This is a genomic window from uncultured Sphingomonas sp. (assembly GCF_913777625.1).
GTDB lineage: Bacteria > Pseudomonadota > Alphaproteobacteria > Sphingomonadales > Sphingomonadaceae > Sphingomonas.
Genome location: NZ_CAJYTI010000040.1, coordinates 124,322 through 146,947, shown reverse-complemented (window position 1 = coordinate 146,947; position 22,626 = coordinate 124,322). Strand labels below are relative to the sequence as shown.

Annotated in this window: 17 protein-coding genes and 1 tRNA gene; 8 read left to right on the top strand and 10 right to left on the bottom strand. The window is 67.3% G+C overall.

All coding sequences use genetic code 11. The annotated features are described in order from the left end of the window. Positions 1-142: 142 nt before the first annotated feature. The 4 genes from QZ814_RS18600 to QZ814_RS18585 all read right to left on the bottom strand — a co-directional run bounded on the left by QZ814_RS18600 (position 143) and on the right by QZ814_RS18585 (position 2,093). Positions 143-219 (bottom strand) — tRNA-Arg (locus QZ814_RS18600). A 70-nt stretch (positions 220-289) separates the two neighbouring features. Next, positions 290-955, bottom strand: coding sequence for an endonuclease III (gene nth / locus QZ814_RS18595; protein ID WP_294335048.1), 666 nt, complete (start codon positions 953-955; stop codon positions 290-292). Further along, positions 952-1,680, bottom strand: a complete 729-nt coding sequence (gene dapB, locus QZ814_RS18590) for a 4-hydroxy-tetrahydrodipicolinate reductase (protein WP_294335047.1) — start codon at positions 1,678-1,680, stop codon at positions 952-954. Before dapB ends, nth begins: the two co-directional genes overlap by 4 nt. Before the next feature lie 41 nt (positions 1,681-1,721). Next, positions 1,722-2,093 carry a hypothetical protein gene (locus QZ814_RS18585; RefSeq protein WP_294335046.1) on the bottom strand — a complete coding sequence of 124 codons (372 nt, stop codon included), beginning with the start codon at positions 2,091-2,093 and terminating at the stop codon, positions 1,722-1,724. Between the two features lie 77 nt (positions 2,094-2,170). Between QZ814_RS18585 and QZ814_RS18580 the strand changes: the two genes are divergently transcribed. Together QZ814_RS18580 and QZ814_RS18575 are read left to right on the top strand one after the other, a co-directional pair. Continuing rightward, positions 2,171-2,875 (top strand): NAD-dependent deacylase, encoded by a 705-nt coding sequence (locus QZ814_RS18580; RefSeq protein WP_294335045.1) that lies wholly within the window; start codon positions 2,171-2,173, stop codon positions 2,873-2,875. A gap of 78 nt (positions 2,876-2,953) precedes the next feature. After that, positions 2,954-3,766, top strand: coding sequence for an SDR family oxidoreductase (locus tag QZ814_RS18575; RefSeq protein ID WP_294335044.1), 813 nt, complete (start codon positions 2,954-2,956; stop codon positions 3,764-3,766). A 48-nt stretch (positions 3,767-3,814) separates the two neighbouring features. Here QZ814_RS18575 and purD read toward each other — a convergent pair whose 3' ends face one another. After that, positions 3,815-5,080, bottom strand: coding sequence for a phosphoribosylamine--glycine ligase (purD, locus tag QZ814_RS18570; protein WP_294335043.1), 1,266 nt, complete (start codon positions 5,078-5,080; stop codon positions 3,815-3,817). Between purD and xseA the strand changes: the two genes are divergently transcribed. Genes xseA through QZ814_RS18555 form a run of 3 tightly spaced genes read left to right on the top strand, consistent with a single transcriptional unit; the run spans position 5,079 to position 7,661 of the window. Continuing rightward, positions 5,079-6,587: an exodeoxyribonuclease VII large subunit gene (gene xseA / locus QZ814_RS18565; protein ID WP_294335042.1), complete on the top strand. Its 1,509-nt coding sequence runs from the start codon at positions 5,079-5,081 to the stop codon at positions 6,585-6,587. The two genes, purD and xseA, sit on opposite strands and share 2 nt — an antisense overlap. Positions 6,588-6,627: 40 nt before the next feature. After that, a complete protein-coding gene (locus QZ814_RS18560; RefSeq protein WP_294335041.1) occupies positions 6,628-6,828 on the top strand; it encodes a DUF2093 domain-containing protein in 201 nt (66 codons plus the stop codon). Next, positions 6,825-7,661, top strand: a complete 837-nt coding sequence (locus QZ814_RS18555; RefSeq protein ID WP_294335040.1) for a M23 family metallopeptidase — start codon at positions 6,825-6,827, stop codon at positions 7,659-7,661. Before QZ814_RS18560 ends, QZ814_RS18555 begins: the two co-directional genes overlap by 4 nt. 69 nt (positions 7,662-7,730) lie before the next feature. Here the strand turns inward: QZ814_RS18555 and QZ814_RS18550 are convergent, their stop codons facing one another. Next, complete coding sequence (locus QZ814_RS18550; protein WP_294335039.1) at positions 7,731-10,661, bottom strand: TonB-dependent receptor; 2,931 nt, start codon at positions 10,659-10,661, stop codon at positions 7,731-7,733. Between the two features lie 1,008 nt (positions 10,662-11,669). Between QZ814_RS18550 and QZ814_RS18545 the strand changes: the two genes are divergently transcribed. Beyond that, on the top strand, positions 11,670-14,726 hold the full coding sequence (locus QZ814_RS18545) for a TonB-dependent receptor (RefSeq protein ID WP_294335038.1): 3,057 nt from the start codon (positions 11,670-11,672) through the stop codon (positions 14,724-14,726). Between the two features lie 70 nt (positions 14,727-14,796). Here QZ814_RS18545 and clpB read toward each other — a convergent pair whose 3' ends face one another. Then, a complete protein-coding gene (clpB, locus tag QZ814_RS18540) occupies positions 14,797-17,376 on the bottom strand; it encodes an ATP-dependent chaperone ClpB (RefSeq protein ID WP_294335037.1) in 2,580 nt (859 codons plus the stop codon). Between the two features lie 266 nt (positions 17,377-17,642). Here clpB and QZ814_RS18535 point away from each other — a divergent pair, with 266 nt between their 5' ends. Beyond that, positions 17,643-19,946, top strand: a complete 2,304-nt coding sequence (locus tag QZ814_RS18535; RefSeq protein ID WP_294335036.1) for a TonB-dependent receptor — start codon at positions 17,643-17,645, stop codon at positions 19,944-19,946. A 156-nt stretch (positions 19,947-20,102) separates the two neighbouring features. Here the strand turns inward: QZ814_RS18535 and QZ814_RS18530 are convergent, their stop codons facing one another. From QZ814_RS18530 to QZ814_RS18520, 3 genes are read right to left on the bottom strand one after another with little or no spacing between them, the layout of a single operon-like run. Next, entirely contained in the window at positions 20,103-20,330 is a 228-nt protein-coding gene (locus QZ814_RS18530; protein ID WP_066721104.1) for a hypothetical protein, read from the bottom strand. After that, positions 20,330-21,280 carry an aldo/keto reductase gene (locus tag QZ814_RS18525; protein ID WP_294335035.1) on the bottom strand — a complete coding sequence of 317 codons (951 nt, stop codon included), beginning with the start codon at positions 21,278-21,280 and terminating at the stop codon, positions 20,330-20,332. The genes QZ814_RS18530 and QZ814_RS18525 overlap by 1 nt, the downstream gene beginning before the upstream one ends. Positions 21,281-21,318: 38 nt before the next feature. Then, on the bottom strand, positions 21,319-21,552 hold the full coding sequence (locus QZ814_RS18520; RefSeq protein ID WP_294335034.1) for a hypothetical protein: 234 nt from the start codon (positions 21,550-21,552) through the stop codon (positions 21,319-21,321). A 112-nt stretch (positions 21,553-21,664) separates the two neighbouring features. On the opposite strand from QZ814_RS18520, the gene QZ814_RS18515 reads away from it, so the two are divergent. Then, the gene (locus QZ814_RS18515; RefSeq protein ID WP_294335033.1) at positions 21,665-22,615 is read left to right on the top strand and encodes a metalloregulator ArsR/SmtB family transcription factor; all 951 of its coding nucleotides are present in this window, start codon (positions 21,665-21,667) and stop codon (positions 22,613-22,615) included. The last annotated feature ends 11 nt before the right edge of the window (positions 22,616-22,626 follow it).

The following is a 22,626-nucleotide window of genomic DNA, read 5'->3' as shown; positions in this document are numbered from 1 at the left end:
GGCTGCGCGATTAGCGGGGCGCGCACAGAAGCGTCGCCCGAATCGTCTCTGCGAGGGTTCATTTGAGCGCATTTCGTCCGACGATGTTTTCCGTACATTTTCCGTACGGCCGTCGCGGCGCTGCGCTAAGTCATTGAAAAGATGGCGCACCCGACAGGATTCGAACCTGTGGCCTCTGCCTTCGGAGGGCAGCGCTCTATCCAGCTGAGCTACGGGTGCCTGGAAAGGGCCGACTAGCAAAGCAATCGCGGGAACGCCAGCCCGTTTCGGCAGGGCGGCGCGCAAAAGCTCAGGCCGGCTCGGCTGCCTTCTTCGGCTTGGGTGCCGGTGTCTTCGGTTTGAACGCACAGCAATCGGCGACGGGACAGCGCCAGCATTCGGGCGTGCGGGCCTTGCAGATGTAGCGGCCGTGCAGGATCAGCCAGTGGTGGGCATGGAGCCGGAAGGGCTGGGGCACCACCTTTTCCAGCTTCAGCTCCACCGCCAGCGGCGTCTTGCCCGGCGCGAGGCCGGTGCGGTTGCAGACGCGGAACAGGTGCGTGTCGACCGCGAAGGTCTCGTGGCCGAACGCCACGTTCATCACCACGTTGGCGGTCTTGCGGCCGACGCCGGGCAGTTGCTCCAGCGCGTCGCGATCGGCGGGGACCTCGCCGCCATGGTCGCGGATCAGCGCTTCGGACAGCGCGATGACGTTCTTGGCCTTGGTGTTGAACAGGCCGATCGTCTTGATGTGCGCCTTGAGGCCCGCCTCGCCCAGCGCCACCATCTTCTCGGGGGTGTCCACCTCTGCGAAGAGCCGGCGGGTCGCCTTGTTGACGCCCGCGTCGGTCGCCTGGGCCGAAAGCACCACCGCGACGAGCAAGGTGTAGGTGTTGACCGATTCGAGCTCGGTTTCCGGGTGCGGATTGTCCGCCGCCAGCCGCGCGAAGAACTCGACGACCGCCGCCTTCTTCACACGCCGAGCACCTGGTCCATGGTGTAGCGACCCGGCTCGCGGCCGGCGAGCCAAAGTGCTGCGCGGATTGCGCCCTTGGCGAAGATCGCGCGATCGTCGGCGCGGTGGGTCAGCTCGATCCGCTCGCCATCGCTGGCGAAGACCACGCTGTGGTCCCCGATCACCGATCCGCCGCGGAGGCTCGCCATGCCGATCGTGCCGGCGGCACGCGGGCCGGTAAGGCCGGCGCGGTCGCTTACCCCGGCTTCGGCCAGCGTGGTGCCCAACGCCTCGGCGGCGGCATTGCCTAGCATCAGCCCGGTGCCCGAGGGGGCGTCGGCCTTGTTGCGGTGGTGCATCTCGATGATCTCGATGTCCCAGTCCTGCCCGAGCCGGGCGGCCGCTTCCCGCACCAGCCGCGCAAGCAGGCCGATACCCAGCGAGGTGTTGCCGGTCTGCAGCACGGCGATCTCCTGCGCGGCGGCATCGATCATCCGATGGTGCCGCTCGCCCAGGCCCGTGGTGCCGACCATGATCGGCGTGCGCGCGGCGCGGGCGGCGGCGAGGTTCGCCTCCAGCGCTGCGGGCGCGGAGAAATCGACGATCACATCGGCCTTGCGGGCGAGTTCCGCGGGGTCGCCGCCGACATCGGTGCCGCCTGCCAGCCGTGTGCCGAATTCGGGAAGGGCGGCGGCGATCGCCTGGCCCATCCGCCCCATGCTGCCGTAGATGCCGATGCTCGTCATGCTGCGCGCTGTTGCACGATCCGGCGGCAGAGCGACAGAGGCTATTTTTGTGCGTCGTCCGGCTTTTTCTTTTTGCCGCCCAACGGAATGCGTAGCGTCACCATGGCGGCCGGCACGGAGGCGATGCCGGCGCTGTGTTGCTGGGCCTCCGCGCGAACTTCGCCGCCGCCGGGCAGGCGGAAGGCGGGATCGATGGCGCGGGCCCGGGGCGGCGGCGGCAGGCTGGGGCCGATGCGATAGCGATCGGGTTCGTCGCGCTTGCACACGACGATCTCGTCGGCGCTCTGGGGCGTGGGGCAGCGCTGCTGGGTCAGCGATCGGGCGGCGATCCCCTTGCCATCGTCGTCCCCTGCGGGGCCGCGCGTCTGGGGCGGCAGGAGGATCGCGACGAGGGCGAAGGCGAGCGGGGCCATGGTCTTGTCTCCGATCCTTGAGACGGCCAGCAGAACCGGACTTTGCGGCGGCGCTGTGGCGGGCCTAGGGTCGCGGCATGGCCAGCATGCGAAACCTCGTGATTCTCACCGGCGCCGGCATTTCGGCGGAGAGCGGCATCGCCACCTTCCGGGGCCCGGGCGGGCTTTGGGAGGGGCACCGGGTGGAGGATGTCTGCACGCCCGAGGCGCTGGCGCGCGATCCGGCGCTGGTGCACCGCTTCTACGACCTGCGCCGTGCGGCGCTGGATACAGTGGTGCCCAACGCTGCGCACAACGCACTGGCGCGGCTGGACGCCGAGTGGCCGGGCGACCTGCTGATCGTGACCCAGAATGTCGACGATCTCCACGAGCGGGCGGGGGCGACGCGGCTGCTCCACATGCATGGCCAGCTGCGCTCCGCCCTGTGCGCGGCCTGCGGCATTCGCGAGGCCTGGGCCGAGGCGCTGCCGCCGGAGAGCGAATGCCCGAACTGCGGGATGCTGGCACTGCGCCCCGACATCGTCTTCTTCGGCGAGATGCCCTACGAGATGGACCGGATCGAGGCGGCGCTGGCGGACGCGGATATGTTCGTCTCGATCGGGACCTCGGGCGCGGTCTATCCCGCCGCCGGGTTCGTCCAGACCGCACGACACCATGGCGCGGCGACGCTGGAGATGAACCTGGAGCCTTCGGGCGGCAGCCACTGGTTCGAACAAAGCCGCATGGGCCCCGCGAGCGTGCTGGTGCCCGCCTGGGTCGACGAACTGCTCGGCGGCATCTGATCGGGCTGGCATCCTCGGCAATTGTGCGGAACAATGCCGCCAGGGCGCGGCAAAAGGCTCGTGACGAGGGAGAGGGGCATGGCCCAGCAGGCGATTTTCATTACCGGTGGTGCGTCGGGCATCGGGCGGGCGGTGGCGCAGCTCTTTGCGGCGCGGGGCTGGCGCGTGGGGCTGGCGGACGTGAATGCGGCGGGCCTTGAGGAAACGCGGGCGCTGCTGCCCGAAGGCGCCGCGACGACGCATCTGCTCGACGTGCGCGACCGTGATCAGTGGGTGGCGGCGCTGGCCGACTTTGCGACGGCCAGCGGCGGGCGGATGGACGTGCTGTTCAACAATGCCGGAATCGGCACCAGCGGCCCCTTTGCCACCACCGATCCCGCCGAGCTGGAGCGCTGCATCGCGGTCAATTTCACCGGTGTGGTGCACGGTGCGCATGCCGGTTTCGCGCTGCTCTCGGCGAGGCCCGGCTCGGTGATGCTGATCACCAGCTCGGCGGCGGGCATCTACGGCGCGGCGGGGGCGGCCATCTACTCCGCCACCAAGTTCGCGGTGCGCGGACTGGCGGAGGCGCTCGACGGCGAATGGTCGGCAGCGGGCGTGCGGGTGCGCACGCTGATGCCCGCCTTCATCGACACGCCGCTGCTCGACCAGCCGACCGGCGGATCGAACCAGCTGATTCGCGAAAGCGTCCGGCGCGCGGGGCTGGAGATTTCGCCGGTGGGCGATGTCGCGGAAGCTGCCTGGGCGGCGGTGCATGGCGATACCCTGCACACCCGCGTCGGCAAGACCGCGCGGAAGCTGTGGTTCGCCGCACGCTGGATGCCCGGCGCGCTGCGGAAACAGGCCAGGCGCAGCCGGCTGGGGCGGGTTCGGGACGATCTGGTCGGCTGAACCCGCCGCCCGGCGCGTCGCGACGGGCAGCGGGAGCGATCGAGGACGTTACTTTCCGGCGCGCGCCAGTTCCCGCCAGCCGATGTCGCGGCGGCAGAAACCGGTCGGGAAGTCGATCGCGTCGACGCCGCGATACGCAGCAGCCTGCGCCTGCGCGATGTCCGGCCCGATGGCGGTGACGTTGAGCACGCGGCCGCCGCTCGCCACCAGCGTGTCGCCCTGCTGCTTCGTACCGGCATGGAAGACGCGGACGCCGGCGGCTTCCGCGGCGTCGATCCCTTCGATCGCGCCGCCGGTTTCCGGCGTGCCGGGATAGCCGCGCGCGGCCATCACCACGGTGAGCGCCGTATCGGGGCGGAAGCGCGGGGCGGGGCGGCCCGCCAGCTCGCCGCGCGCCGTCGCCAGCAGCAGTTCGAGCAGGTCGTCCTCCAGCCGCAGCATCAGCACCTGGCATTCGGGGTCGCCGAAGCGGGCATTGTACTCGATCAGCTTGGGGCCGGTCCTGGTGAGCATCAGCCCGGCATAGAGCACGCCCGAATAGGGGATGCCCTCGGCGGCGAGCGTGGCGATGGTGGGCAGCACGATCTGCTCCATCGCGGCCTGCTCCAGCGCAGGCGTCAGCACCGGTGCGGGGCTGTAGGCGCCCATACCGCCGGTATTGGGCCCGACATCGCCTTCGCCGACGCGCTTGTGGTCCTGCGCCGATCCGAACGGCACGGCGCTGGTCCCGTCGGTGATGACGAACAGGCTGGCTTCCTCGCCGTCGAGGAATTCCTCGATCACCGCGCTGGCGCCGGCATCGGCGAAGATCGCGGTGAGCGCGCCCACCGCCTCGTCGCGGGTCATCGCCACCGTCACGCCCTTGCCGGCGGCGAGGCCGTCTGCCTTCACGACGACCGGCAGGCCGAACGGCTCCAGCGCCGCCAGCGCTTCGTCCAGCCCGTGCACGCGGACATAGCCGGCCGTGGGAATGTTCGCCCGGGCGCACAGATCCTTGGTGAAGCCCTTCGACCCCTCCAGCTGGGCCGGCAGGCGATTCGGCCCGAACACCGGGATGCCGGCATCGCGCAGCGCGTCGCCCACGCCCGCCACCAGCGGCGCTTCGGGGCCCACGACCACGAGGCCGATGGCATGGTCTTGCGCGAAGGCGAGCACGGCCGCCGGATCGGTGGGTATCAGGTCGACGCAGGTCGCATGCGCCGCTATGCCCGGATTGCCCGGTGCGGCGAAGAGCTGCGTCAGCAGCGGCGATTGCGCGAGCTTCCAGGCGAGCGCATGTTCGCGACCCCCCGACCCCAGTAGCAGGACGTTCATGGCCGACCCCCTTTTCGAGACTTCATCGGCGCGGCTCGTAGCCGAGGCGGTGCCCGGGGACAACGCGGCACCGATGAGCGTCAGCGAACTCTCCGGCCGGCTGAAGCGGATGGTGGAGGGCGAGTTCGGCCATGTCCGCCTGCGCGGCGAGATTTCGGGGTGGAAGCGCGCCGCCTCGGGGCATGCCTATCTGGCGCTGAAGGACATGGACGCGGTGATCGACGGGGTGATCTGGCGCGGCGCCGCGTCCGCGCTGCCGTTCCAGCCGCAGGATGGGCTGGAAGTGATCGCCACCGGCAAGCTCACCATCTATCCGGGCCGCTCCAAATACCAGATCGTCATCGAGCGGATGGAGCTGGCCGGCGAAGGCGCGCTGATGGCGCTGCTCGAGAAGCTCAAGGCCAAGCTGGCGGGTGAGGGGCTGTTCGACGCGCGCGCCAAGAAGCCGCTGCCCTATATGCCCAGGGTGATCGGCGTGGTGACCTCGCCCACCGGCGCGGTGATTCGCGACATCCTCCACCGGCTGGAGGATCGCTTCCCCAGCCATGTGCTGGTCTGGCCGGTGAAGGTGCAGGGCGACGGATCGGCGCAGGAGGTCGCGCGGGCGGTGCGCGGGTTCGACGCGATTCAGCCGGGCGGCCCGGTGCCGCGTCCCGACCTGGTGATCGTCGCACGCGGCGGCGGCTCGGTCGAGGATCTCTGGTCGTTCAACGAGGAAGTCGTCGTCCGCGCCGTCGCCGAGTGCCGGATTCCCATCATCTCGGCGGTGGGCCACGAGACCGACACGACGCTGTGCGACTTCGCCGCCGACCTGCGCGCGCCGACCCCCACCGCTGCGGCCGAGATCGCGGTGCCGGTGCTGTCCGAAGTCCGCCACGGCATCGCCACGCTGGCGCACCGGACCGAGCGCTGCGTGCGCCGCTACCACGAACGCGCCGGCGAGCAGCTGGCGGCGCTGGTCCGCGTGCTGCCGCGCCGCGACGCATTGCTGGGCCCCCAGCGCCAGCGGCTCGACGATGCCGGGGCGCGGCTCGGGCTTGGGCTCGAACGGCGGGTAACGGTGGCGCGGGGCCAGCTCGATCGTGCCGGGGCTGCGTTGCGGCCCGCCACGCTCGAACAGCGGCTGGCCACCGCGCGGCAGCGGCTGGGCGCGCTCGCGCTCGACCGCGCCGCCGATCGCGAGCTGGCGGCGCTGCGCCAGCGCTTCGCCCGCCCGGCCGAGGCGCTCAAGCTCGCCAGCCTCGAACGCGGCTTCGCCACCGCGTCCGAGCGGCTGGCCGCGATGGGGCGGCATCTGGAACTGCTCGATCCCGAACTGCCGCTCAAGAAAGGCTATGCCTGGGTCGAGGGGCGCGGCACCGGCAAGGTGGTCGCCTCGGCCGAGGATGCGCGCGCCGCACAGGCCGTGACGCTGCATTTCGCCGACGGATCGGTGGATGCCCGGGTTGAGCGCGGGGGCGGCAAAGCCTATGTTCCGCCCAAGCCCGAGCAGCCGACGCTGCTGTGAGCTGCACCCGAAGTCTTCAAGAGCAGGAATGGCGCCGCCCATGCTGATGTCCAACACCGCCCGCGTCGCCAAGCTGCACTATATGGCCAACGGCTTCCGCGTTCTCGCCCCCGGCGACCATGTGCTGTGCGCGGTCACCGGCGAGCGCATCCCCGTCGACATGCTCCGCTACTGGAGCGTCGCGCGACAGGAGCCCTATGCCAGCCCCGAGGCGGCGACCAAGGCCCTGCTGGAGGCATGATCGCCCGGCGGCGCTTCGCCGCGGGCATGCTCGCGCTGCCGCTGATCCCCCGCGCCGCCCATGCCGGCGGCGATCCGTTCGCGCTCGCCGGCAGCTTCGAGCAGGGCGGCATCGCCCGCGGTCAGGTGCCACCGGGCACAACGGCGCTCCGGCTGAACGGCCAGCCGATCGACTTCGCCGTCGACGGCCGCTTCCTGATCGCCTTCGATCGCGATGCGGGCGCTAGCGCGGTCGTCGAGGCCGTACTCGCCGATGGACAGGTCGTCCGCGACGCACTGGCGATCGCGCCGCGCAGCTGGAACATCTCGCGGCTGGACCACCTGCCCAAGATCCCGCTGCCCAGCGCCGAGTTCGCGGCACGGCGCCCGGCCGAACTGGCCCGCATCACGGCTGCGCGCGCGAAGCAGACCGGCGCACAGGGCTGGCGCCAGGCCTTCGCCTGGCCGGCCCGGGGCCGCATCTCCACGCTGTTCGGCTCGCAGCGTATCTATGCCGGCGAGCCCGGCGCCTATCATTCGGGCATCGACATCGCGCTGCCGACCGGCACGCCCGTCGCCGCTCCCGCAGACGGCGTGGTGATCCTGGCAGCCGAGGCGCCGTTCACGCTGGAGGGCAATCTGCTGATGCTCGACCATGGCATGGGCCTGTCGAGCGCATTCCTCCACCTCTCCCGGATCGACGTTCGCGAAGGCGAGACGGTGCGGCAGGGGCAGGCAGTCGGTGCCGTCGGCGCCACGGGCCGCGCGACGGGGCCGCATCTCCATTGGGGAATCAGCTGGCGCGGCGCCCGGCTCGACCCGCTGCTGGTGGCGGGCCCGATGGGCGCGCGTTGATCCATAAAGAAAAGGAGCGGCACTCGGATGAGTGCCGCTCCCAGTTCGATCATCCCCGAAGGGAGGCGATCAGAACTTGAACGTCGCGCCCGCGCGGAAGGTGCGGCCGACGACGCCAGCAATGTGCCAGGTCGGCAGGTAGTTCGTGCCCGAGTAGGACGCCGGTGCGATCGGTGCCTTCTCGTTGGTGAAGTTGCCCACGAACATGTTGAAGCTGAAGTTCGGGTTGACCTGCAGCTGCGCGCTCAGATCCGCGTAGATGAAGCGACGGACATAGCAGAAGTTCTGACCCGTGCCGTAGAGGTTGCCGCCGGCGCAGCTCAGATCGTCGCCTTCGTCGGCAGCGACTTCTTTGATCCGCGACACGTAATAGGTGGTCGCGGTCAGGGCGAGACGGCCGATCTCCAGCGTGTTCTGCCAGTTGCCGCGCACGCGCGGGGTGCCGGCGCCCGACGAGAGCTCGTACGGCCCAAGCGTACCGGCATACTTCTGAACCTTGGCGCCGCCGCCCGGGTTCAGGTCGTACTGGATCAGATAGTTCATATCCAGACGGCTGGTGAACTTGATGTCCTGGCCCAGCGGCAGGCTGACGTTCGCACCGAAGTCGAGGCCCGAGACCGTCGCCGAACCGGCGTTCACGTACGGCGCGTTGATGATCAGCACGCGCGGCAGTGCCGTCGGGAACAGCGGATCGGGCGCGTCGACCGCGGCGACCGTGTAGCCCGCCGGAAGCGGCTGGCCGGCGTAATAGTTGTTACGCGCGGTCAGTGCATCCGGGCCGGTGACGATCACGTCGGTCTTGCGAATGTTGTAATAGTCGACCGTGAAGCTGACGTTCCGCACGGGCTCGACCACCACGCCGGCGGTGAAGCTGCGCGACTTTTCCGGCTTCAGGTTCGGATTGCCCGAGAAGCCCGAGCCGATGCTGTAGGCCTGTGCATAGGGGTTCGTGTTGCCGGCGGTGATCAGGCCGCCATGGGCGAGCTGGAAGCTGGCGGGCGGCGTGATCGTCACGAAGCCGGCATAGCTCGACCGCGGGTTGTTTTCCGCGAAGGTCGGTGCGCGGAAGCCGTTCGAATAGGTGCCGCGGATCGCGATCTGCTTCACCGGCGTCCACTTGGCGCCGATCTTCGGCGAGAAGTGGCTGAAGCCTTCCGAATAATGGTCGTAACGACCCGAACCGTTGATCTCGAGCGTGTCGAGCACCGGCGCGTTCACTTCGAAGAAGGCGGCCGCCACCGTGTGCTTGCCGAACGCTGCCGAGGTATTGGCATAGCGATCCAGGTTCGCGTTGATGCTGTTGTTTTCCTGGACCTCACGCCGCACCTGGCCGCCGATGGCGACCTGCAGCGGGCCGCCCGGCAGCGCGAACAGGTCCTTGCTGATCGAGGCGTCGAGCGACAGCATCGAGGTGTGCGACGGCACCGTATAGGTGGGGGCGATCAGATCGCGCACTGCCTGGGTGTTCGCCGAGGGGTTGGCGAAGTTGTAGGCGCCGGTGTTGATCGCCTGCTTCAGTCCGGCGATGTTGATCACGCCCATCGAGGTGATCGAGAAGTTGTCGCGCGCGGCGACCGCGTCGACCTTCCAGTGATAGCCGCCTTCAAAGTCGCCGCTCAGCCCGGCGGCGCCGCGGATCACTTCGTTGGAGCGATCGGTGCCGACAGGGATGTCGCCGAACAGATAGTAGATGCGCGCCGAATTGCCCTCGGCGGCGAACGGGTTGTTCGGGTTCAGGCGGCGGTCTGCCGCCGTCGCGCAGTTGGTGCCGGCCGCGCAGACATAGACCGGCAGCACGACGCCGGGGTTGTTCGAGGCCAGCGTCGGCGAGCCGCCATAAGGCTGGGTCTGGCGGATGCTCGCCGGTGCACGGCCGATCTTGATGTTGTTATGGGAGTAGCTGCCGGTGATGTAGCCCTCGATCGAATCGCTGGCGCGGAAGCTCAGGCGGCCGGAGAAGTTGTAGCGCTCCTGCACCGGCTGGATGTCGTTGTAGCGCGAACCATATTCGGCCGCGAGGTCGTGCTTGCACGCCGTGCCCGTATTGGAGCCGCTGGCCACGGTGAAGGTGCCGTTGACGCAGTTGGCGGGCGAGGTGAGCAGCTGCGAGCTACCGAAGGCGACGCCGCCGGTAAACGGATCGTTCGGGTTGGTCTGCGGCGCGCGGCGCACGATCGCGTCGGGCGTCGCCGTGGTCAGCGAGCTATCCGCCGTGTTGTTGTCCAGGCCGCCGGGCAGGCGGCTGAGGTCGAGCGTGTTGTACGGGAAGCCGCGGGCGGTGGCGGAGATCTTCTGGTCGCGCTGGTATTCGCCGTTGACGTAGAAATTCCAGCCCTTCTGCTCGTAATCGCCATAGCCGGCGGTCAGGCTGGCGCGGTAGCGGGCGCCGTCGCCCTTCTCGCTGACGCCGCCTTCGACATTGCCGCCGACGCCGGTGAAGTGCTTCTTCATGATGATGTTGACGACGCCGCCGATCGCATCCGCGCCGTAGGTCGACGACGCGCCGTCCTTGAGGACTTCGACGCGCTCGACTGCGCTGAACGGGATCGAGTTCAGGTCGACATAGGCGTTGTGGCCGTCGTCGTTGAGCGGGAAGTTGGTGCTGCGCAGGCCGTCGATCAGCACCAGCGTGGACGAGACGCCCAGGCCGCGCAGCGACACCGCGGCACCGCCGGCCGAGAAGCCGTTGGCGAAGCCGGTCGAGATCGAGCCGGCGCCGTCGGCGGAGACCGACCGCACGGCGTCATTGATGTTGGTGATGCCGGCCCGCGACAGCGTTTCGCCCGACAGCACCGTCACCGGCGACGGCGTCTCGGTGTTGGTGCGGCGGAAGATGGAGCCGGTGACGACGATCTCGGGCGGCTGCTCCTGCTGGGCGCTGCTGGGGGCGTCGGAAGTCTGGGTCTGAGCCTGGGCAGGCGTCGCCAGGAGTGCGATCGCGCCAAGGCCCGCAAGTGCTGTGCCGGCACGCAGGCCAGATGCAAATCGAGTCGGTTTCACGTGTACTGTTCCCTTTCGGCTCCGGCGCACCGATGTCGGGCGGCCGGTTCTTCTCCCCGCTTCGCACGCCGCACGGCGAGCCGTTCGGTGCAAAGCTTGCCAAAAGCTTACGGTGCACGGTTCGACTGTAAACCCGCAGGCCGGCATAGACTTTCAGGTTTGTGTCAAACTGTATCCAAAAAAGCACAAATCGCGCGCAAAATCTGCCGTTTCCAGGAAGCTCTGCGCAGAAAATGCAGGTGGCGATTTCGCGGTTCGGCGCGAAAAATTCGCATATTGCCCAAATTACAGGCAGTGCTGCTGTGCCGTTTGTCATTTGCTGACCAAAACCGGCCCGGGATTGATACATGTCATCATCGCTGTGGCAAAAGCGCTACAGGCCGGGTGCAACGCACATCGGTCGTGTAGATCGGTCTTCATTCCGCTCTGAAAGAAGAGCGCAGCCCTCTGGCTGCGTTGCGAGGAAGCAGCGCTACACTATTGTTGCCGGTCCGAAACATTCCGCACGGTGGAAAGCGCGCGGTCCTTTCGTCGAGCTGCGCTGTTGGGCGAATTAGGATCGCGCCGGAAGCCCGTCCGGCGGGGACGGGCCATCTGCAGCCGGGATCCTGGTACGGCCGAGCGCCGACAGGTGGCGTGTGTCAAATCGGGAGATCAGGTGGGGGCTTCCGCCTGAGGGTTCACGATTCGTAATCTAATATTACGCAGAAAACCTGAAATTGAGCGCAATCTTGCAAAAAATGCCTTATTTTTGAGCAGCTCTGCCATGCGGTTTAATATTTAGTAACCGGTAATACGATATCGGGGACATAATCGGTCGTCGGTGTTGCGCGTACGCGACAGATTGAAGAAAGCGTAGCCGCGCAGGTGATCGCAACTTTACACCCCGAGACGATCCTTGTTTCCTGCAGGCACAGTTCTGCCCGGTACGCATGGGGCTTTGCCGGGCCAGGACGGGAGACACACCTCCGCTGGGGCAACCCAGCGGTGGGCAATCGAGGGAAATCCATGAAGAAAACGCAACTCACGCTGCGTGGTGGCTCGGCAGTGACCGCGGTGCTGCTCGCCGGCACGTTGTTTGCCGCGCCGGCGTTCGCGCAGAGCGCCGACGCGTCGACGGAGTCCAAGCCGCAGACTGCACCGACCGCGCAGGAGCAGTCGGCACCCGCGCCTGAAATCGTGGTGACGGGCTCGCTGATCCGCAACCCTGCGGCGGCTACGGCCTCGCCTGTCGTCTCCCTGTCGTCGGAAGACCTTTCGAACCGCGGCATCACCACCGTTGCCGACGCGCTGCAGCTGCTGACGGCGAACAATGCCGGCACCAACCCGCCGAGCTGGTCCGCCTTCGGTTTCGCCACCGGCGCCAGCTCGCCGTCGCTCCGCGGACTCAACGACGCGTATACGCTCACGCTGTTCAACGGCATGCGGACTGCGCCCTATCCGCTGGCGGATGACGGGTATCGCAACTTCGTCGACATCAACACGATCCCCGCCTCGATCGTCGACAAGGTCGACGTCCTGCAGGACGGCGCCTCGGCCACTTATGGTTCGGATGCGATCGCCGGCGTGGTGAACGTCATTGTCAAGCGCGAGATCACCGGCGTCCACCTCAACGGCTCGGCGGGCATCTCGCAACGCGGCGACGCGGGCGAGCGCCGGATCAGCGGTACCCTTGGCTATGGCAAGCTCGACGAGCAGGGCTTCAACGTCTACGTCAACGGCGAGTATCAGAAGACCGATCCGCTCTACATCAACCAGCGCGGGGCGCCGTTCAATACCGCCAACCAGAGCTCGATCTGTAATGCGGCGGGCATCTGCCTCAGCAACGGCATCCGCAACGGCATCCAGTATGACGGCAGCTATGGCGGCTTCCAGTCGACCACCGTGCCCTTCGTGCGTCCGTACAACAGCAGCTTCACGTCGCAGGGAGGCTATCAGCTTCTCAACCCGAGCAAGGGTTGCGACAATCTGACCGCCGTCACCCTCACCGCTGCGCAGCGTGCGGGCACCGTCACCCCGGCGACGGTCTGCCAGCAGGATCTGGTCAACCAGTACCGGATGTACAACGCCGGCATCGAGCGCAAGGGCGCCAACGCACGCGCAACCGTGAAGGTAGGCCCGGACGCCGAAGCCTATGCGATGTTCAACTTCTACAACACGACGACCTACAACTCGACCACGCCGTCGGGCTATACCGGCCAGACCGCGGCAGGTGGCACTCAGGCGACGGTGAGCTCGATCTTCCTGCCGGCCTATGTGTGCTCGGCGGGCAAGTCGACGATCGGCACGTTTGGCGCGTTCACCAACGCATTGACGGCGTCGGGCTGTAACGCGAGCAACGGCACGCTCAATCCGAACAACCCGTTCGCCGCTTCCGGCAACCTCGCGCGGCTGGTCGCTCTCCCGCAGGTTCCGCGCGAAACGCTGACCGACAACAAGGTGTATCGCTTCTCCGCGGGCATCAATGGCACGTTCGGCGGGACGTGGAACTACAACCTCGCCGGCACGACCTCCACGTCGACGCTCGACATCGAAAATCGCGGCTACATCTACCTGCAGGGAATGATGGATGCGATCGCGCAGGGGACGTACAATTTCGTGAATCCCTCGGCGAACAGCGTTGCGGCGACGCAGCAGGTGTTCCCGACCGCGCGCAACCATTCCTCGTCGAAGCTCACCCAGATCCAGGCCTCGCTGAACCGCGACTTCTTCAAGCTGCCGGGCGGCGCGATCAGCGTCGCGGTGACGGGGGCCTATCGCTACGAGGCCATTCATAACCCCAGCGCGAACGCGCCGAACGAAACCAACCCGAATGCCCGCTACTACGGCATCAACGCCGTTGGTGTGGACGGCAGCCGCAATGTCTGGTCGGCAGGCTATGAGGTCAGCGTTCCGGTCCTCACCAGCCTGAGCCTGAAGGCGCTTGGGTCCTATGACAGCTATTCGACCGGCCAGAGCCGGTTCTCGCCGAAGTTCGAGGCGCAGTTCAAGCCGATCAAGGAAGTGAAGCTCCGCGGCACCTATTCGCGCGGCTTCCGCATCCCGAGCTTCAGCGAGGCCTTCTCGCTGCCGACGACCGGCTATGTGAACGGCTCGATCAACTGCAGCTCGGCGACCTACCAGGCGTTCTGCGCCGCCCATGCGAACAACCCGTCCTATTACACCGGCGGGTACAGCTACGGCCTGACGTCGGCCGGCAATTCGGCCCTGCAGCCCGAAAAGTCGGAGTCGTTCACGGCCGGCATCGTGCTGACGCCGACCCGTTCGGTGACGCTGACGGCGGACTTCTGGTCGACCAAGATCACCAACGTGATCGTGCCGGTGTCGGCCACTGCCGACATCATCTCCCAATATTATCTCAACAACGGCGTCGTCACTGCGCCGGGCATCACCGTGACCAAGGGCGTTGCCGATCAGCAGAACCCGGGCGCACTGCCGCTGCTCGGTACGGTCGTCGGCTCGTACAAGAACGCGGACAAGTTCACCGCGCGCGGCATCGACCTGTCCGGCTCGCTGCGCCTGCCGCTCAACAGCAAGGGCCTCGACTGGATTTCGACCGCGAACGGTTCGTACCTGCTGCGTCTCGAGCAGACCAATGCGGACGGTTCGGTATCGCGCTATGACGGCACGCTCGGGCCCTGCAACATCACCTCGTGCTCGGGTGCGCCGAAGTGGCGTGTGACGTGGCAGAACACCATCGACTTCAACGGTCATGGCAATGTCTCGCTCACCGGCTATTACACCAGCGGCTACTCGTCGGTGGCCACCGACTCCGGCGGCACCTATGGCGACTGCCAGGCAAGCGCGGACGCCGGCCAGGTGCTGGCCTTCGACGACGGTACGCCGGTGCAGTGCCGCGCGAAGGCGGTGTTCAACCTCGACGGGCATGCCGAGATCAAGGTGGGCACGAAGTTCACCCTGTACGGGGACATGCTCAACATCCTGAACGTCCGTCCGCCGTACGAGCCGAATGCCGCCTATGGCATCTATCAGTTCAACCCGGCCTGGGCGGACCGTCTCTTCATCGGTCGGTACTTCCGCATCGGCGCCAAGATCGACTTCTAAGGTCGGCGGAACCTAAAAAATCGGGCCGCTCTCGCAGGAGAGCGGCCCTTTCTTTTGCCGGTGATGAACGTCAGGCCACGTGCAGCGTCAGCGCGCCGTCGCCTTCGTCGACCTGCACGGTCGCGCCGTCCTTCACCGCGCCGCGCAGGATCAGGTCCGCCAGCGGATCCTGCAGATAGCGCTGCACCGCGCGCTTGAGCGGCCGCGCGCCGTACACCGGATCATAGCCCACCCGGCCCAGCCATTCGCGCGCCGCCGGCGTGAGCGTGATGCTCACCTTGCGATCCTTGAGCAGCTTAGCGACGCGGCCGACCTGGATGTCGACGATCGGCGCCATATGGTCCGCGCCCAGCCGGTGGAACAGGATGATCTCGTCCAGCCGGTTGAGGAATTCGGGGCGGAAATGCGCCCGCACCACGTCCATCACCTGCGGCTCGACCTCCTCCACCGGATGACCGTCGGCCAGGGTGGTGAGGAACTGGCTGCCGAGGTTCGAGGTGAGGATCACGATCGTGTTCGAGAAGTCCACCGTGCGGCCCTGGCCGTCGGTCAGGCGACCGTCGTCGAGCACCTGGAGGAGGATGTTGAACACGTCGTTGTGCGCCTTCTCCACCTCGTCGAACAGCACGACCTGATAGGGCCGACGGCGAACCGCTTCGGTGAGCACCCCGCCTTCCTCATAGCCGACATAGCCGGGAGGCGCACCGATCAGCCGCGCGACCGCGTGCTTCTCCATGAACTCGCTCATGTCGATGCGCACCATCGCGTTTGGATCGTCGAACAGGAATTCGGCGAGCGCCTTGGTCAGTTCGGTCTTGCCCACGCCCGTCGGGCCGAGGAACAGGAAGGAGCCGAGCGGCCGGTTCGGGTCCTGCAGCCCTGCACGGCTGCGGCGCACGGCGGTGGAGACCGCCTTCACAGCATCGGCCTGGCCGATCACGCGCTTGCCGAGTTGCTCCTCCATGTGGAGCAGCTTCTCGCGCTCGCCCTCCAGCATCCGTTCCATCGGGATGCCGGTCCAGCGTGCGACCACCCCGGCGATGTCGTCGGCGGTCACTTCCTCGCGCAGCATCGCGCCCTTGGCGGCGCTTTGCGCCTCGTCGAGCTGGCGGGTGAGCTGCGGGATCACGCCGTAGGACAGCTCGCCGGCGCGCGCGAGATCGCCCGCACGCTGCGCCTGTTCCAGCTCCAGCCGCGCCTGGTCGAGCTGGCCCTTGAGCACCGCCTCGGCGTTGATCTTGTCCTTCTCCGCCTGCCAGCGTGCGGTCAGCCCGGCCGACTGTTCTTCGAGATTGGCGAGGTCCTCCTCCAGCGTCGCCAGCCGGTCGCGCGAGGCCTCGTCGGTCTCGCGCTTCAGCGCCTCGCGCTCGATCTTGAGCTGGATGATCCGCCGGTCGAGCGTCTCGATCTCCTCGGGCTTGCTCTCCACCTCCATGCGGATTCGACTGGCGGCCTCGTCCATCAGGTCGATCGCCTTGTCGGGGAGGAAGCGGTCCGCGATGTAGCGGTTGGAGAGCGTCGATGCTGCGACGATCGCCGCGTCGGTGATCCGCACGCCATGGTGCAGCTCATACTTCTCCTTGAGGCCGCGCAGGATCGAGATCGTGTCCTCGACCGTCGGCTCGCCGACGAACACCGGCTGGAACCGCCGCTGGAGCGCAGGATCCTTCTCGACATGCTTCTGATATTCGTCGAGCGTGGTCGCGCCGATGCAGTGCAGCTCGCCGCGGGCGAGCGCGGGCTTGAGCAGGTTGCCGGCGTCCATCGCGCCCTCGGCCTTGCCGGCGCCGATCAGCGTGTGCATCTCGTCGATGAACAGCACGATCTGGCCCTCGGCGCCCTTCACCTCGTCGAGCACGCCCTTGAGGCGCTCCTCGAACTCGCCGCGATATTTCGCACCCGCGATCAGGCTGCCCATGTCGAGCGCCATCAGCGTGCGATCCTTGAGCGTATCGGGTACGTCGCCATTGGCGATGCGCAGCGCCAGGCCTTCCGCGATCGCGGTCTTGCCGACGCCGGGTTCGCCGATCAGCACCGGATTGTTCTTGGTGCGGCGGGCGAGGATCTGGATGGTGCGGCGGATCTCCTCGTCGCGGCCGATCACCGGGTCGAGCTTGCCGGCACGCGCCGCCTCGGTCAGGTCGCGGGCGAACTTCTTGAGCGCATCATAGCGGTCCTCGGCCGATGCGGTGTCGGCGGTGCGACCGCCGCGCATGCTGTTGATCGCGGTGTTCAGCGCCTCGGGCTTCGCGTTGGCCGCCTGCAGCGCCTTGCCGGCGGCGGTGTTGAGGCTCAGCGCGAGGGCAACGAGCAGCCGCTCGACGGTGACGTAGCTGTCGCCCGACTTCTGCGCGATCGTCTCGGCCTGGTCGAGCACGCGGACGAGATCGTTGTCGAGCCCGGGCGTATGCTGCGCGCCCGAGCCGCTGACGGCCGGAATCTTGGAAAGCGCAAGATCGGTCTCGCTCACCGCGCGCTTGGCGTCGCCACCGGCTGCCTGGATCAGGCCGCTGGCCATGCCCTGCTCGTCCTCGAGCAGCGCCTTCAGAAGATGTTCCGGGCTGATCCGCTGGTGGTTCATGCGGATCGCCACGGTCTGCGCCGATTGCAGGAAGCCCTTGGCGCGGTCGGTGAATTTTTCGAGGTTCATGCCTGATCCCTGTTCGAATGTGACCAGCAGATAGTGTTGCAAATGGGCAACACAAGAGGGGGCTCTCGCGTGCCATTCGATCCCTGCACCCCTTTAGGAATACCGGAAATGCGGAGTTTTCCGAGTGTTAACTGCGCTGTCATCCTTGTGTCCCGCGCGTGACTTTCTTCTGCAACCAGAAGGGCGCGATGTTGCAACGCAGCGCGCGTAGCCGCCGCCCAGCACAGGGCGAGGGGTCCGGTGCTTTCCCAAGGGGATCCATGCGCATGCGCATCCGTATGCTTGCCGCCGGCCTGCTCGCCGGCACGTCGCTCTTCACCGCCGGCACCGCCTTCGCGCAGACCGCGCCTGCCGCCACGCTCGTCGACGACACCACCCCGCAGAGCGGCGGTGACGAGATCGTCGTGATCGGCAAGGGCGAAACCCGCCAGACCCAGACGCTGAGCCAGAACGACATCGCGCTGCTCGCGCCGGGCACCAGCCCGCTGAAGGCGATCGAGAAGCTGCCGGGCGTGAACTTCCAGGCGGCGGATCCCTTCGGCGCCTATGAATGGGCCGAGCGCGTCTCGATCCGCGGCTTCAACCAGAACCAGCTGGGCTTCACGCTGGACGGCATCCCGCTGGGCGATGCGAGCTACGGCAACGTCAACGGCCTGCACATCAGCCGCGCGATCACCAGCGAGAATATCGCCCAGACCCGCGTCTCGCAGGGTTCAGGCTCGATCGGTGCGCAGGCGACCAACAATCTGGGCGGCACGCTGGAATTCGTCTCCAGCGATCCCAAGGAGAAACTGGGCGCCGATCTGAGCGGCACCGTCGGCAGCGACAATTTCTGGCGCGTCTTCGGCCGGATCGACACCGGCGAGCTGACGCCTGGCGGCACCCGCGCCTATGTCTCCTATCTCCACTCGGATACCGACAAGTGGAAGGGCTGGGGCAAGCAGCGCGTCGACCAGGTCAACGCCAAGGTGGTGACCCCGCTCACCCCCGAGCTGCGCGCGGTCGGCACGTTCGACTATTCGGACCGCCGCGAGAACGACTATCAGGACATGTCGCTCGATATGCTCAAGCGGCTTGGCTATAACTGGGACAATATTTCCAACGACTATGCCAAGGCGATCCTGGTGTCGGACGTCGGTGCGAACACCGGCTATACCGGCGCGACGCCGACCAACCCGGCTGCGGGCAAGGTCTATCCGGCGCCGTTCGCCAACCCCGACGATGCCTATTACAACGCCGCCGGCCTGCGCCGCGACTATCTCGGCTCGCTCGGTGTCGAGACCACCAGCGACTCGCCGATCCACGGCGCGCTGAAGGGCTATTATCACAGCAACCATGGCCAGGGCCTGTGGTACACGCCCTACGTCAACTCGCCCAACGGCACGCCGATGTCGCTGCGCACCACCGAATATGACATCCGCCGCGGCGGCGTGTTCGGCAATATCGGCACCAAGATCGGCATCAACGACGTCACCGTCGGCGGCTGGTACGAGCGGAACGACTTCCGCCAGGCGCGCCGCTTCTACGCGCTGACCAGCCGCACCGATCCGGGCCGCGACAGCCTCTCGTTCCAGAGCGATCCGTTCTTCACCCAGTGGTACTACAAGTATCAGACCGACACCGTGCAATATTATGTCGAGGACAAGATCGACCTCGGCGCGCTGACTGCCAATCTCGGCTGGAAGGGCTTCGCCGTCACCAACCGCGCGACGCCGATCGTGGCGGGCAGCCTCGCCTCGGGCCGCATCAAGGTGACCGACTGGTTCCAGCCGCATGTCGGCCTGAACTATCGCCTGGACCAGAATGCCGAGCTGTTCGCCGGCTTCACCCAGGTGACCCGTGCCTTCGTGTCGGCGGCGACCAGCGGTCCGTTCGCGACCACCCAGGCGGGCTTCAACGCGCTGACGTCGGGCAGCACCAAGCTGAAGCCGGAGGCGTCCGATACCTATGAAGTGGGCGGCCGCTATCGCTCGGGCATCTTCACCGGCTCGCTCGCCGGCTATTATGTCAACTTCCGCAACCGCCTGCTCGCGGTGACGACCAGCGCCGGTATCGTCGGCAACCCGGCGATCCTGCAGAATGTCGGCGATGTGCGTTCGATCGGTTTCGAGGCGACCGGCGACGTGCGCCTGCCGATGGGCTTCGGGCTGTTCGGCTCGTACAGCTACAACGACTCGACCTATCGCGACAACGTCGTCACCGCGACGGCGGTGATCCCGACCAAGGGCAAGACCGTGGTGGACTCGCCCAAGCACATGCTGAAGGGCGAAGTCACCTGGGCCGGGCAGGGCTTCAACGCCCGTATCGGCGCCAACTATATGAGCAAGCGCTACTTCACCTACACCAACGACCAGGCGGTCGATGGCCGCGTGGTGGTGGACGCGACGCTCGGCTACAAGTTCGACCTTGGCGGCCGCAAGCTCGAGATCCAGGCGAACGCGACCAACCTGTTCGACAAGAAGTATATCTCGACGATCGGCACCAACGGCTTCGGCAACAGCGGCGACAACCAGACGCTGATGGTCGGCGCACCGCAGCAGTTCTTCCTGACGCTGAAGGTGGGCCTCTAAGGGCTGCCAGGAGAGGGCGAAGGCGGGCGGGGCACCTTGGTGCTCCGCCCTTTTTTCGTATCCGTCGTGCCAGCGAATGCTGGCATCTCCCAAAACGCGCCGTTTGGCTGGTGAACGGAGACCCCAGCTTTCGCTGGGGTGACGGGTTGAGCGAGCTCAGCCCGTCACGATCGGATAGGTGATCCGCAGCTCGTCGAGCAGCTTTTCCACCGCCGCCACGTCGCCGGGCGCGCCGCTGGGGGCCAGCGACCAGTTGCAGTGCGGGTGGGTCTCGGCGTCGTAGACGCGCACCTTGCCCAGCACGGTCTTCCAGCGCCGCACGGTGCCGCCGTGGCGGCGGACGAGCTGGGCGACGATGCGGTCGATCAGGTCGGCGGCGGTCATCAGGCCCCGGCGGCGGTCAGGCGGTCGCGCTGGTCGCGGCTGAGGTCCACATCCCAGGCGCCGATCAGTTCGTCGAGCTGGTCGATGCTCGTCGCGCTGGCGATCGGCGCGGTCACGCCGTCCTGCGCCGCCAGCCAGGCGAGCGCGATCTGGGCGAGGCTGGCGCCGGTCTCGGCCGCCACTTCGTCCATCACCGCCAGCACCGCACCGCCCTTGCCGGCGAGCAGCTTGGCCATGCCGCCGCCGCGAACGCTCTTCGAGAGATCGGCTTCGCTGCGATACTTGCCGGTGAGGAAGCCCGAAGCGAGGCCGTAATAGGGGATCACGCCGAGATTGTACGTGACGCACAGATCCTGCAGCTCGCCTTCGAACTTGCGGCGGCTGACCAGGTTGTACTCGGGCTGGAGCACGCGGAAGTGCGGCAAGCCTTCGCTCGCAGCCAGATCGAGTGCCGACTTTAGCCGCATCGCATGGAAGTTGGACGCGCCGAGCGCGCGGACCTTGCCTGCGTCGATCAGCCTGCCGAACGCGGCGAGATAGTCCTCCTGCGCCACATCCTCATCGTCCTGATGGGCGAAGTAGAGGTCGATCGTCTCGATGCCGAGCCGCTGAAGCGAGGCCTCGGCCGCCGCGGCGATCCGCGCCGGCGCCAGCTTCGCCCCGCCTTCGCCCGGCAGCATGCCGACCTTGGTGGAGATCAGCACCTGGTCGCGCTTGCCGGAGGTGCGCAGCCATTCGCCGATCACGCTCTCCGATTCACCGCCCGTGTGGCCCGAGACCCAGGCCGAATAGACGTCGGCCGTGTCGATCATCACCCCGCCGCGCTCGGCGAATCGATCGAGGATGCGGAAGCTCGCGGCCTTGTCGGCGGTCCAGCCGAACACGTTGCCGCCGAGGACGAGCGGCGAAATCTCCAGGCCCGAGGCGCCGAGATGGCGAAGATGCGGCATGGGTGGTCTCCGATGGAAGGGGGAGGGCGACGAACGCGTCAGTCGGTGATCTCGTTGCTCGCCGGGCCCGCGCCGTTAGAATAGGCGCTCTCGGCATTGGCGAAGGCAGCGTCCTCGGCCGCGTTCACGTCGGCGACCGCCTCGCCCATCGTGTTGCTGTCACCCGCCATCGCCTCATTGGCTTCGGCGGCCTCGTTCTTCGCCTGGTTGCCGCAGGCCGACAGGCCGGTGAGCGCCATGGCGGCGGCGGGGAGGAGGAGAAGCTTGCGCATGGTGGGTTCCTTCACGGGGTTTGGCTCGGGCTAGCCAGAGCGGCAAACGCACGCAACCGCGCTGCGATGCGTTGACCTGATATAAAGATATCTTTATATCTCTAACCCGCCCATGACAGAGCCTCTCGCCATCTTCCGCGCGCTCGCGGATTCGACCCGGTTGCGGATCGTCGCGCTGCTGCGTGCGATGGAGCTGAGCGTCGGCGAACTGGCGCAGGTCCTGGGGCAAAGCCAGCCCCGCGTCTCCCGCCACGTGAAGATCCTGTGCGATGCAGGCGTTGCCGAACGGCGCAAGGAAGGCAGCTGGGTGTTCGTGGCGCTCGGACGGCGGGCGGTGACCGCGCCCGTCCTCGCTGCGCTCGACGCGTGGGAGATGGCGGGCGACCCTTGGGTCATCGCCGATCAAGCGCGGCTCGAGGCGGTCCGCGCGGATCGTGCGGCGGCAGCCGAATCGTGGTTCGAGAGCAATGCCGGGCAGTGGGATGCGATCCGCTCGCTGCATGTCGCGGAAAGCGAAGTTGAAGCCGCAATGGCGTCGGCGCTGGGCGAAGGCTCGCTGGGGACGCTGGTCGACATCGGCACCGGCACCGGCCGCATGCTGGAGCTGTTTGCGCCGCGGTCGGCGCAGGCGTTGGGGATCGATCGTTCCTCCGAGATGCTGCGCCTCGCCCGCGCCAAGCTCGCCGACCTCGGTCATGCCGAGCTGCGCCAGGCCGATCTCTACGCGCTGCCCTTGGCAGACGGCGCTGCGGATACTGCTATATTGCATCATGTGCTCCATTTCGCGCAGCAGCCGGCGGCGGCGATCGGCGAGGCGGCACGCGTGCTCGGCTCCGGCGGCCGGCTGCTGATCGTCGATTTCGCGCCGCACGAGCGCGAGGAGCTTCGCACCCGCGATGCGCATGCGCGGCTGGGTTTCTCGGACGAGCAGATGCTCGGCTGGTTCGATCGTGCCGGGCTCGCCCCGGTGCAGGTGCAGACGCTGGAAGGCGGTGCGCTGACGGTGAAATTATGGCTCGGTCGCAAGACCGGGGAGAGCGTGGAAAAGGTGAAGGCGGCATGAGTATCGTAGAC

Coding starts and splice junctions, on each gene's coding strand:
- QZ814_RS18520 (WP_294335034.1), bottom strand. CDS start 21,552: ATGCGCAAGCTTCTCCTCCTCCCCGCCGCCGCCATGGCGCTCACCGGC.
- purD (WP_294335043.1), bottom strand. CDS start 5,080: ATGAACGTCCTGCTACTGGGGTCGGGGGGTCGCGAACATGCGCTCGCC.
- QZ814_RS18530 (WP_066721104.1), bottom strand. CDS start 20,330: ATGACCGCCGCCGACCTGATCGACCGCATCGTCGCCCAGCTCGTCCGC.
- QZ814_RS18575 (WP_294335044.1), top strand. CDS start 2,954: ATGGCCCAGCAGGCGATTTTCATTACCGGTGGTGCGTCGGGCATCGGG.
- dapB (WP_294335047.1), bottom strand. CDS start 1,680: ATGACGAGCATCGGCATCTACGGCAGCATGGGGCGGATGGGCCAGGCG.
- QZ814_RS18555 (WP_294335040.1), top strand. CDS start 6,825: ATGATCGCCCGGCGGCGCTTCGCCGCGGGCATGCTCGCGCTGCCGCTG.
- QZ814_RS18560 (WP_294335041.1), top strand. CDS start 6,628: ATGCTGATGTCCAACACCGCCCGCGTCGCCAAGCTGCACTATATGGCC.
- clpB (WP_294335037.1), bottom strand. CDS start 17,376: ATGAACCTCGAAAAATTCACCGACCGCGCCAAGGGCTTCCTGCAATCG.
- QZ814_RS18535 (WP_294335036.1), top strand. CDS start 17,643: ATGCGCATCCGTATGCTTGCCGCCGGCCTGCTCGCCGGCACGTCGCTC.
- QZ814_RS18585 (WP_294335046.1), bottom strand. CDS start 2,093: ATGGCCCCGCTCGCCTTCGCCCTCGTCGCGATCCTCCTGCCGCCCCAG.
- xseA (WP_294335042.1), top strand. CDS start 5,079: ATGGCCGACCCCCTTTTCGAGACTTCATCGGCGCGGCTCGTAGCCGAG.
- QZ814_RS18515 (WP_294335033.1), top strand. CDS start 21,665: ATGACAGAGCCTCTCGCCATCTTCCGCGCGCTCGCGGATTCGACCCGG.
- QZ814_RS18580 (WP_294335045.1), top strand. CDS start 2,171: ATGGCCAGCATGCGAAACCTCGTGATTCTCACCGGCGCCGGCATTTCG.
- QZ814_RS18545 (WP_294335038.1), top strand. CDS start 11,670: ATGAAGAAAACGCAACTCACGCTGCGTGGTGGCTCGGCAGTGACCGCG.
- QZ814_RS18525 (WP_294335035.1), bottom strand. CDS start 21,280: ATGCCGCATCTTCGCCATCTCGGCGCCTCGGGCCTGGAGATTTCGCCG.